Raw genomic sequence first — 10,935 nt, 5'->3', positions numbered from 1 at the left:
AAGGTAACAACAGCAACCTCTTCTCTTAACTCAGCCGCTAAGTTCGAGTGCTTCTCGATCTCTTCGTTCAAATCAGCAATTCGGATCAATTGCTGCTCGTACAGTTCCTTGTAATCGATATTTGACTGAGTGCCCTGCATTGCTCTCAAAGATAGACACCATAAGCCTTTCCGGGGAAGGCTATGGATAAATTGAGGATAACTCACCTGCAAAAACCGAAACCTTAAAATACCCTGTTGATAACTTAGGCAACGATCCATAGCCCATAGATGATGAGATTGGCAATATCATAGATTATCGGGGTTCCGGGTTTAACTGGTTCCACACGGGCGTAAGCTATCCAGTTGCTATTGCTACAGAACTTCGCAATAGTAGCAGCCAGCAGGACAATCAGAGCGCCTATCACCCACCTCCAGGCCAGGCTCGACCGCCAAAGTTTAATTGGTTCTGTTTCTTTCGCCAATGTCTGCCTGCATATGCTAACGATTTGTCGCACTTCCTGCAAGGATGTTTGTTCGTTGATTTTATCCAAAAGCGACTTGATTTCCATCGCAGCTTTTGCGTCCATTTTGTAAGTAATTAGATCAAAAGATAAAATTAATCGATGCCTTTTACTAGCGTGAAAACACCTATTTTTAGGGAAATAGCTGTTAGCTCCCCAATTAAACAACGGCGTTTTCATGATGTTGGGCATAAAAGGTGATTTCACGGTTGTGGGACAATGCCATTTGATGTATCTTCCCTAGCTAACGATATAAAAGTAGGGCAACATCCCATGTCCAAAGTATTCGAATGGATTCTAAACGGAATTCTCTTGGTTCTGTTTATTATAGGTATTGCTTTTACCGGCAGCGTAGTGCGTGCGCATCCTTTATTGCCAGTTGCGCTATTGTTGCTAATAGGCCTCTTAAGCTTTCTGTTTTCCCGGGTCCCCGATTACTTCGGTGATGGACATCTCCCCGCAGTATTGAAATACAGCTTCTACTTAAGCGTGGTGGCCGCCTTCATGTGTTTGATTTATTACAGTAAAGAAAAGGCTTCTGTTGAAAGGTTGCTTTACGGCGGCAAGATCAAACATGCTGATATTGAGATCGATACCGATCAAGGTCCGGGATCTGATACAATCTATTATCTTGACAATGTGCCCAAAGTTGTCGACAATGTGATTGGGTTTACTTTCTTTGCGATGATAGTTGGCGTCCCTTATCTTACCTATCGATTGTGGCAGCGGACAGCGCCAGGTTCAGGATAGCATGAAGGTCACTTTGTAAAATACACAATCTCTTTGTCACGTCTTCAAAGATCATTTTTATATGGACGACTATCTATCACAATTAGTTGCCGACCTAAAAAAGCAGTTGCAGGAGAAGCAGGAGAATCATCAAAAAGACGAAATAGATATACAGAGCTTTCAGGATCAACTGCGCTATCTTTCTGATTTTTCGTGGGATGCGGTGCAAGCTATCCGAGCTATATCCTTATATTCCACCAGGGCATCCTATATCTACGACCATTTCTTGACGATCCGGGCGTCCGATGACATAATTCAGTCAATAATTTCCCTTCGGCATCTGGTCATCAACGGTGTACACAATATGGCGAGAAGAGAAATCCGATATATCCTTGAAACTACTGTCAAATTCCTGGTCGTGGACCAGGAACAAAATGGAAAAATTCTGGCCGACAAGACGGCTTATCTCGGGACCGCCATACCCAATTCTTCTATCGAAGTTGTGGATCGGACGGTCACTCCTTTTCCGTCGGCGATAGACCAGGGATACAAAAATGAGATCAAAGACCTTTTTTACAAAGTTTGCGCCTACGTGCACCCTTCCCAACGCCAGATTGAAGAACAACTCAATAATTACGGTAAAGGTTATCACCTGGGTTTTGAGACGGTCAAGATGCTGGGAAGCATCACCACCCAATTGTTCCGGACCTACGATATCTCCTTGACTCTATTGTTCATTGGTTTTGGCCCTTCCACGTCAAAAGATCTGTTCCGGGAAATTTTCAACGACGATCCCAAATGGAAGTTTCACAAAGGCAAATATGTGAAGCAGTATGCTGTGCTTTACTAACACCTGTGATCTCATTCGGATATTTGCAGAACTCCACTTGAATCCAAAATATTTTAATTTTTACTAATATGGCCGAAATTGCCGCCGACGTTCCGCAAGAACAGAAATTCCCCGACTACCTGAACAAACTCATCGAAGGCTGCTCCACCCATACAAAAGTCAGTGTCCAAGCTTGGGTCTCTGCAGCAACATTGTCAGTGATCACTATCACCCACATAAAAGACCCTACTGGAACCATCTCACTACCCTTCAACCTGGGTACGGTTTCCGACAATGCCTTTTACCCGATTGCATTTGCGGTGATCTCGCTCCTGTTCATGTGCTTTGCCTCCGCAGTGTGTCAGGCCATCAGGAGCCGATCGCTGATCCAGCGTGCCATCCGTAATCTTGACAAAGCAATGTTTGGAAAATCCATCTATCCGCAGGATGTCGTTGACGCGGCCCTCTATCCAACCCTCAACAGGGTCGGCCCTTTGGCCCATATCCTGCATGGAAAAAAGCAATTCTTTCCCGAACTACTCGACGCGTCCCCGTTCTCCCGGATCGTTGCGGGGATATGGTATGTTCTGCTGCGTTTCGTTGCCTGCTTTTGTCTATACGGATTACCGCTCTATGCCCTTTGGACATCTTATTGTGCCATCTTCGCAGGTCCCACTCACCTGAATTTTCTTCTAAGTCTGGTTTTCTGGATTATTAGCGGTTGCGTCCTCATCATTTTCATCGAGCTAATAGTGATGGATATACTTTATACGATCCGTGGAGCTAAACGAATTAACGCCAATAATCCAAATAATTTTTGAACTTTAGCTTCACACCTATCACAGGTACGTTTCACCCATGGAACAAAAAAGACCGTTAAAACACCCATATCGTTTAGTTAAGCAAAAAAAGGTGATTTCACCCCCGTCAATTGAATCAGGTGCCGTAAATTTATTTCGGCATATAATAAGGGGGTAACCTCTCGCCGGAAAACAAATCAAGACTATCGGACAAGGATATCGAAAAAATTAATCTACCATATCAATGATGACACTGAATTCAAAGGCCGTCATACAAACGGCCGGGAAGGGGCCTTCACCAGAAATCGGCTGCTTCCATTCAGTTATCTGATAATCAGCATACTTAGAATGGGAAAGACGGGACTACAACGGGAGCTGGATAATTTCTTTCGGGAAACGGAGGACGAAGCGTTCAGCATACGACGAGTCACAAAAGGAGCCTTTAGTCAGTCGCGCAGAAAATTGGCACCTGAAGCATTCCTGGAACTCAATGAGATCATTTGGCGGGATTTTTATAAAGAAGTGGACTACCTAGGTTATCATGGCCACAAGTTGTTGGCAGTGGATGGTAGTTTCCTGAATCTGCCGGATCATCCGAGCATCCGGGAAGAATTTGGTACCAGGAGAATAGGTCGGGGAAGGCAAAGCGGAAAGGAGCAAAGCATGTGTCTGTTGTCGATGCTCTATGATCCGGTGAATTACCTGACCCTTGACGTGCAGACCGATCATATGGATGCCAGTGAACTACAGTTATTCTTACGGCATCTGGACAAGGTAGAAAAGGATGATATTGTTTTGCTGGACCGGGGTTACCTTGCGCGTTATATCTTCTCCGTCCTCCAATCGAAAGGAAGTCATTTTATCGTCCGGATGAAATCGAATTGGTTGCCGACAAAAGAATTCTTAAAGAACCGCAAGCAGGATATGACTATCATGATGGAGGTACCGGATGGCGATTTTGATCGCTACCGGCAGCAGTTCCCCCGGATGAGAAAGCAAGTGAAATGCAGGCTGGTAAAGATTAAGGATGAGCAAGGGAACATACAAGTGTTGTGTACTTCACTGCTGGATCCTGTCAAATACAAGCTGGAGGAATTAGGCGAACTATATCGGATTCGGTGGGCAATAGAAGAAGGATACAAAATGTACAAGGCGCGGGTACAGGTGGAAGCCTTCAGCGGCAAGACGGCAATCGCAGTGAAACAGGATATCTACGCCAAAGTTATGATGATGACCTTGTGCGCTGGGCTGGCCTTCCCAATAGAGGAACGGGTGATAAAAGAATATCAGGCTGACCAAAAGAAAGGATTGGTAAAGCATCCCCATAAGATCAACCGTACTTATGCCTATTGGTCTACCAAAGGTATTCTCATAGGGATGTTTATTAAAAGGCTTGTCCGATCGGCGCTGGCCGCCTTTGACAAGCAAGTGGAGGCAAATACTGAAATTGTCCGCACCGGTAAAAAGAACCCGAGACCTTGGAAACCGCCAAGACATTATTATATGAATTATAAGGACGTGTGATCGATAAAAAAGAAAAAACAATGACGCTTAATAGGGACAAGGAAATACAGGACGCCATTATAGAAGTGATGTCTAAATTATTAAAACCTGACTTGTCTGAACCGTACCAATCTATTTCTCCCGTTGGACTGCATCAAATGCTTGCAAGTATCCCCCGGAATGAATTTGTTGCCGCTCTAAAAAAAATGGATGGCGTACGGTTTTTACCTGGGGAGATACAAATCCCGTCAAAGCATTTTCAGCAAGAAGATAATCACTTGTGAGAGCAACCATTATATAGGGAGGCATCGGGTTAGGATCCATTATTCCCTCCGAAAAAAAATACCTTAACTAAACGATATGGGTTAAAACACCGTTGCCAATACGACAAAAATATTCGTAATTGCCGGCCATGGCAAATCTCTATTCCTATGTTCTTCGCTATGACAATGGCTCAGCCCCTAACCCATTCTGGGGTATTTGTACGCTTTCGATCTGCAAACCAGCCATCCGCCGAACCGCCTCGGTCGGTGATTGGGTAGTTGGTACTGGTTCAGCCAATGCTGAGTGCCATGATGGACAAATCAGAGACCTGTCGAGTCGGGTAGTTTATGCAATGAAGATCACCAAAATCATGTCTTTGGAAAAATATGACGAGTTCTGCCGGGAAAAGCTGTCGGCAAAAATCCCCGATATAAGAAATACAGATTGGCGCAGAAGAGTAGGAGACTGTATTTATGACTATAGTGGAGGCCCTATACCGTGCTTACGTCCCGGCGTTCACTTTGAAGAAAATATTGCCACGGACCTGGGCGGAAAGCGCTCCCTCTTATCCACCCATTTCTACTACTTTGGAGAACAAACCGTCGATTTACCAAACTATCTCCGCCCTATCGTTCTGGAACGTCAGAATCATCGCAAAATTAGAGATGCCAAATTAATTGCCTCCTTCGAACGCTGGATACAATCGTATTCCTTAAACTCCATTCTTGGTGAGCCTATGCTTAAACACCGCTTTGTCGGGCGGATTAGTGAGCGGGCATTTACCAATTGCGGCAGTTGTCACTTACAGGAAGATGAAAACGAGGGCGAGGAAACTATTTGTTAGTTTCCCCGCTCAGGTTGTTGAGTCAGATTATTTTCTTCGCCTGCGAAACAACATCCAGACGACTACGCCAACCATCAGGACTGCCACAACCGGTACGGAGCACCGGACTGGTATCGGATACATCAGGTAGGTCGAGACTGGCTCATGATCGACAAGGACCACCGCAAATAAGAGGAAAACATCTTTTCGCGTAATCCTCATGTCGGGCATGGGATCGTTCCTTTCTTTGCTCATCGCAAATAATTTTAATATTATTAATTCCAGCAGATTCCAAAGGAACTCTGGCACTAACGATTATTATGAAACGATTTTGGATTACGATTTTCGGGCAGGACGCCCGAATGCTACTTCTTTGGCTACGAAACAAATGTACTACAATTCCTGAAATCTGCCAAACACCCTCACTTCTTCAACCCTTCAGCCACCTTCAGCCGACCATCTGCTCCGCTTTAGCAAGCCTATATTCCATTACCTGTCGGGGAATTCGAACACTGTCGGCTTGTTCAATGTGACACGTTAATTAATCGAAGACATCATATTATTTTTTTCTCTATTGTAAACTTGTACGTTTATAACGACTTACGTACAATAAATTTTCCACAAATTTCGAAAGGTGTTCGAACCAGTTCCCCGACACGGTACCTAAGTTTATTAGCGAGCCCCAATTGTTGAAATTGGGGCTTTTTGTTGCTGTGTATCAAGAACTTCTGAGTTCGAGTCTAGAAATCATTATCAATGAGTTGCGAATTCATTTAGCAGTGAATAATTTCAAAATGGATTCCAATTAATTATCGATTAAGGTGTTGTGCGTTTTTGTAGAGTGTTCGAAGTCCTCGACGGGGGTGTCGCTCCAAATAAAGAACTATCGGTCAGGACTATACTTTTTTAGCAAAATTGAACGATTAAAGGTTGCGACGATCTTTAGAAGTTCTTCCTTTTTTCATTCACTGCCAAGTCGATTGAGTGCCAATGACTATTTCAGTAACAATCCCAGCGCGGCTATTGCTGCTGGGCAGCTAGCTGGTTCGATTTGCGATAAATCAACATGTTTTTGAAAATTTTCGAAATGTAAATGCTGAAGATTTCTGTGCTTTGCCTTAACCCATTCCCTCATAGCCATTTATGCAACGGCACACCCTTTGAATTGAGTCAGGCAAGTAAGCGCAGAAAACGCATTCTACCCCCAACTCGAAATACTTCCCTCCCCCATCGAAATTAAGGTGGTATTTCCACCCACTTTTCGAGTTAAACAGGGCCGGAAGTCCGGCAATGCAAGGCAACCGTTTCGTAGATGCAGAATATGACGCCAAGGGACTTATTATTTGAAAACAATGCCTATTTAAATTCCAAAGCCTCATGATAGTATTATTGGTCAGTTTGTCCGCGGTCTTCCTTTCTTACCTGTTTGATAAAAAGAAGACCGTTGCCGGTGTAAAAGCTGGTCTGCAAATGTTTTTACAAGTACTTCCCAGCGTCTTCTCTCTAATTTGGGTGACAGGTGCCCTGATCTATCTACTCCCGGCAGGAGTTATTGCTCATTACCTGGGAAGGGAGGCCGGATTCTCCGGCTATTTGCTCGCAGCGCTACTGGGTACCATTTCGTTAATACCAAGTTTTATTGTCTATCCTTTGGCCAATGTTCTGCTAAAGAACGGCGTTTCGATACAAGTTATCGCCGTGTTTCTGTCAACTTTGTTCATGGTCGGAGTGCCTTCCTTGCCGCTTGAAGCCCGGTATTATGGATGGAGAACCGCGATCACGAGAAACCTGGTGTATTTGGTGGGAGCGATAGTTACCGGGACTTTCATCTCCATACTCATCTAATATGCAAAAGTATTATAGCCGAAATAGAATCAGCCTGTTCTTAATCGCTGGATTCACCGTCTTTACAGCCCTATCCTATTTATATGATTTGAAGCCTGGAAAAGAGATTTTTGCAACGAGGCTTTTGCCTTTTGGCCGCGAAATGATATACTTCCTGCCAGCTACATTTATACTTATCGGGTTGGTGGATGTGTGGGTGAATAAAGAAAAGGTTGAGATGCTGATTGGCAAAGGTTCCGGCCTAAGAGGAAATCTTTTGGTCATTCTGCTTGCCATGTTCCAGGCAGGTCCTCTATATACGGCTTTTCCTACTACCTATTTGCTTTGGAAGAAAGGCGCATCAGTCAGAAATATATTTCTTTACCTTGGTGCTTTCAGCACAATTAAGTTGCCTTTATTGATTTTCGAAGTAACTTTTCTCGGTTGGAAGTTCTCGCTTATCAGGAATCTGGTAACGTTTCCCATGATCTTTGTTGTATCCTTTATCATGGAAAAAATAATCCGGAAGCAAAACTTCAAAGTACGGGACGCATAGTCCGGACCATATAGTTGCAAGCCGAAACCGAGGCGCGAAATTGAACTATAATAAACCACCGCCCTTCAATCCAGGAGAATTTCAGTGGCGGTGGCGTGGATGTTGAATGACTCGTGAATCCTACTATTCCGGATTTTCCTCTCCGTAGGTGACAATGATCCCGGTGTTCGCGGTTCCATCGCTTGCTCCAGAGATGTCACCCACAGCATTAGCTCGTACTGCGCCCGTCGCGCTTCTTCCCATGGAGGCTGCCACCAATGCGGAATACCCCCTTCCCCTTTTCACCTGCTTTGGTTCACCGGCTTTACCTTCCGTTGATTTTGCCGTTGAAGGTTCCGCGGGCAAAGCATTTTCTTTCGATTCGATTTTGTCTGACATGGTTGCACAATTTTATTTGTTAGGTAAATGGTACGTTACTTAAGGTATTTTCTCAATTCAGCCGCGGCTTGTTCAAAAAGCTCCTGGGTCTGCGGCAATTTGGCCAGGCCGGTCAGCAATCCCCAATCGTGAATCACTCCATTATACCTCACCGTGGTTACCGGTACACCCGCTTGTTCCAGCTTGCGTCCGTATGCTTCGCCGTCATCCCGCAAGATATCATTTTCCGCCACTTGAATAAGCGCCGGGGGCAATCCTTTCAGTTCCTCTGTTGTTGCACGCAAGGGCGAAGCATGAATATCGTTTCGTTTCGCTTCTTCGGGTATATACATATCATACATCCACTTCATCAATGGAGTGGTCAGGAATCGCTGATCCCCGAATTCCCGATAAGATTCCGTCTCAAAATTGTGATCGAGGATCGGCCACATCATGATTTGAACGCTGATGGCCGGCCCGTGGCTTTCTTTCGCCCGAATGGCAGTGACGGCCGTCATATTTCCGCCGACACTATTGCCTACAACCGCCAGTTTGCGCCCGTTGACTCCGATTTCTGCACCATGTGCCGCAACCCATTGGGTCGCCGCGAAAATCTGGTCGATCTGCGTAGGATAGGCCGCGTCCGGTGTAGGTGTATAGTTAACGAACACCCCCACGCACCCGGACAAAACGGCCAGGTTACGGACCATGTGCCGGTGAGTCGGAAAGTCGCCCAATACCCATCCACCACCGTGGATATAGATAAATACAGGCAAGTCTCCTTTGATCCCCTCCGGCCTTACGATATTTAGTAGAAGGTCGTGTCCATCTACCTTGATCGATTTTTCCGAAAACGTCACGCCCGACAGGTCTACCGGGTAAGCGTTTTGGACGTCCACCAGTACCTGCCTCGCCTTCACCGGTGGAAGCGTTTCCAGACCGGGACCGCCCGTGTTCAGCGTTGCAAGAAATGTCCTCACGGCAGGGCTGAGACGCTCATCTGTTGCATAATCCTTCACCTGGCCATTAACTTGCATGGAGCCTGCGACGATCAGCGGACTGAGGCAGGCGAAATACATTCCTGTTTTCATTGCTTTTGTTTAGTTTTTAATGATTGATTGATCCATTATTTTACCAACGAAATGCCATGGTGTAGACAAATGGATATCAATCCCTTAAGAACTTTCTGCACTATCGGGGGGAACGAGATTTCGTATTTTGCGACCTAATTATTGATATTTCAAAAAATGGAGCGGGTTAGGGCCGGTTGTTACTTATTCATATATCGCTTTTTGTCGATCCCTAATTTTTTCATCCGGGAATTCAAGGTAGAAACGTTAATATTCAACAGTTCGGCCGCACCGCCCTCTCCGTAGACTTTCCAATTACACTTTTTGAGAATCGAGAGGATATGGTCACGTTCATTTTCCTCCATCGTTTTGATCCTGTTTTCGTCAATCCCGGAAATGCCTCTCGTTTTGTCCTTTGGCAGGACCAGACTTGTGATCAGCGATCCTGAAGCCAGCAATACGCTTCTTTCCATCATATTTTCCAGTTCCCGCACATTCCCGGGCCAGCTATAGGCGCGGAGCATGCCGATCACTTCGTCTGAAAATCCGGTAATTTCCTTCCCCTGCTTATCGGCGTATTTCTTCAAAAAGTAACTCGCCAGAAGCAGGATGTCACTCTGCCTCTCACGCAACGGGGGAAGGGAGATAGGAAAAATATTCAAACGGTAGTAGAGATCCAGTCGAAAGCGACCCTTGCTGATCTCCTCTTCCAGGTTTTTGTTCGTGGCGGCGATGATGCGAACATCCACTTTTCGGGTGCTTCCCCCGATCCTTTCGATCTCTTTCTCCTGTAAGACGCGCAGAAACTTCACTTGCAGATCGAGCGGAAGCTCCCCTATTTCATCGAGGATAATAGTACCCCCATCGGCTTGTTCGAACTTCCCGATCCTTTTATTGAACGCACCAGTGAAGGATCCTTTTTCGTGGCCGAAGAGTTCCGATTCGATTAAATTCGCCGGAAGGGCGCCGCAATTCACCACGACAAGCGCCTTGTCTCTTCGGCTGGACAGATGATGGATAGCCTGCGCAACGAGCTCTTTGCCGGTGCCGCTTTCCCCTAATATCAAAACGGCAGTATCGGACCCGCTCACCACCTGAACATGATTAAGAATGTCAGCCATGGCGGGACTGCTTCCGACGATTTCCTTCAGGGGTCGATTGGCTGGAAGGCCTGTGCCTTTATCACCCGTGTCCATGCCTTTAGTCGATTCGCCGGCCTGTTTATGCAGGTACAAAGCTATATCGAGCATGACCAGAACATCTTTGGATCTGAAGGGTTTCACAAGAAATCCGTATGGCTTGGTCGCTTTGGCGGCGTCGAGTGTCGCTTTATTCGAATTGGCAGATAAATAAAGGAAAGCTATCTTCATCTCGCGAAGCTTCACGCCAAGATCGATTCCGGTCAGATTCCCCTGTAACTGAATATCCAGCATGACGATACCCGGACGCCGCTTTTCAATCATGTTGAGCGCCGTAGATACCGACCGGGCAATACCAGTCACTGTATATCCAGCATTTACCAGAATTTCTTCCAGGGTATTCGCTTCGATAAACTCATCTTCAACTATCAATACGCTGGTATTCACGAAGGTTGATTTTGCTGATAACTGATACCAAAAGATTGCTCCCGATAAGGTAACGAAATTTGGGGTATGTTCAAAGAAAAGACAGCTGCCCC

13 protein-coding genes are annotated in these 10,935 nt (G+C 45.6%); 8 read left to right on the top strand and 5 right to left on the bottom strand.

What is annotated here, in order from left to right:
- Positions 1-244: 244 nt before the first annotated feature.
- Positions 245-694 carry a hypothetical protein gene (locus VHE34_RS31055; RefSeq protein WP_325595497.1) on the bottom strand — a complete coding sequence of 150 codons (450 nt, stop codon included), beginning with the start codon at positions 692-694 and terminating at the stop codon, positions 245-247.
- An 81-nt stretch (positions 695-775) separates the two neighbouring features.
- Here VHE34_RS31055 and VHE34_RS31050 point away from each other — a divergent pair, with 81 nt between their 5' ends.
- The 6 genes from VHE34_RS31050 (at position 776) to VHE34_RS31025 (ending at position 5,471) form a co-directional block, all read left to right on the top strand.
- Positions 776-1,252 carry a hypothetical protein gene (locus tag VHE34_RS31050; RefSeq protein ID WP_325595495.1) on the top strand — a complete coding sequence of 159 codons (477 nt, stop codon included), beginning with the start codon at positions 776-778 and terminating at the stop codon, positions 1,250-1,252.
- A 61-nt stretch (positions 1,253-1,313) separates the two neighbouring features.
- On the top strand, positions 1,314-2,081 hold the full coding sequence (locus tag VHE34_RS31045) for a hypothetical protein (protein ID WP_325595493.1): 768 nt from the start codon (positions 1,314-1,316) through the stop codon (positions 2,079-2,081).
- 68 nt (positions 2,082-2,149) lie between these two features.
- The gene (locus VHE34_RS31040) at positions 2,150-2,881 is read left to right on the top strand and encodes a hypothetical protein (RefSeq protein ID WP_325595491.1); all 732 of its coding nucleotides are present in this window, start codon (positions 2,150-2,152) and stop codon (positions 2,879-2,881) included.
- Positions 2,882-2,995: 114 nt separating this feature from the next.
- Positions 2,996-4,384 carry an IS4 family transposase gene (locus VHE34_RS31035; RefSeq protein WP_325595507.1) on the top strand — a complete coding sequence of 463 codons (1,389 nt, stop codon included), beginning with the start codon at positions 2,996-2,998 and terminating at the stop codon, positions 4,382-4,384.
- Complete coding sequence (locus tag VHE34_RS31030) at positions 4,381-4,647, top strand: hypothetical protein (RefSeq protein ID WP_325595489.1); 267 nt, start codon at positions 4,381-4,383, stop codon at positions 4,645-4,647. The genes VHE34_RS31035 and VHE34_RS31030 overlap by 4 nt, the downstream gene beginning before the upstream one ends.
- Positions 4,648-4,775: 128 nt before the next feature.
- On the top strand, positions 4,776-5,471 hold the full coding sequence (locus VHE34_RS31025; protein ID WP_325595487.1) for a hypothetical protein: 696 nt from the start codon (positions 4,776-4,778) through the stop codon (positions 5,469-5,471).
- Positions 5,472-5,498: 27 nt separating this feature from the next.
- Here VHE34_RS31025 and VHE34_RS31020 read toward each other — a convergent pair whose 3' ends face one another.
- Complete coding sequence (locus VHE34_RS31020) at positions 5,499-5,705, bottom strand: hypothetical protein (protein WP_325595485.1); 207 nt, start codon at positions 5,703-5,705, stop codon at positions 5,499-5,501.
- Positions 5,706-6,827: 1,122 nt separating this feature from the next.
- Between VHE34_RS31020 and VHE34_RS31015 the strand changes: the two genes are divergently transcribed.
- Both VHE34_RS31015 and VHE34_RS31010 read left to right on the top strand, forming a co-directional pair.
- Positions 6,828-7,295: a hypothetical protein gene (locus VHE34_RS31015; protein WP_325595483.1), complete on the top strand. Its 468-nt coding sequence runs from the start codon at positions 6,828-6,830 to the stop codon at positions 7,293-7,295.
- A gap of 1 nt (position 7,296) precedes the next feature.
- Complete coding sequence (locus VHE34_RS31010; protein WP_325595481.1) at positions 7,297-7,830, top strand: permease; 534 nt, start codon at positions 7,297-7,299, stop codon at positions 7,828-7,830.
- A 123-nt stretch (positions 7,831-7,953) separates the two neighbouring features.
- On the opposite strand, the gene VHE34_RS31005 is transcribed toward VHE34_RS31010, so the two are convergent.
- The 3 genes from VHE34_RS31005 to VHE34_RS30995 form a co-directional block, all read right to left on the bottom strand.
- Positions 7,954-8,208, bottom strand: coding sequence for a hypothetical protein (locus VHE34_RS31005; protein WP_325595479.1), 255 nt, complete (start codon positions 8,206-8,208; stop codon positions 7,954-7,956).
- 35 nt (positions 8,209-8,243) lie between these two features.
- Positions 8,244-9,278, bottom strand: a complete 1,035-nt coding sequence (locus VHE34_RS31000; protein ID WP_325595476.1) for an alpha/beta hydrolase — start codon at positions 9,276-9,278, stop codon at positions 8,244-8,246.
- Positions 9,279-9,457: 179 nt separating this feature from the next.
- The gene (locus VHE34_RS30995; RefSeq protein WP_325595474.1) at positions 9,458-10,843 is read right to left on the bottom strand and encodes a sigma-54 dependent transcriptional regulator; all 1,386 of its coding nucleotides are present in this window, start codon (positions 10,841-10,843) and stop codon (positions 9,458-9,460) included.
- Between the last annotated feature and the right edge of the window lie 92 nt (positions 10,844-10,935).

The sequence above is a fragment of the Puia sp. genome, from assembly GCF_035546395.1.
In the GTDB taxonomy this organism is placed as follows: Bacteria; Bacteroidota; Bacteroidia; order Chitinophagales; family Chitinophagaceae; genus Puia.
The sequence above is the reverse complement of the archived record's forward strand: the minus strand, read 5'-3'. Positions and strand labels throughout refer to the sequence as shown.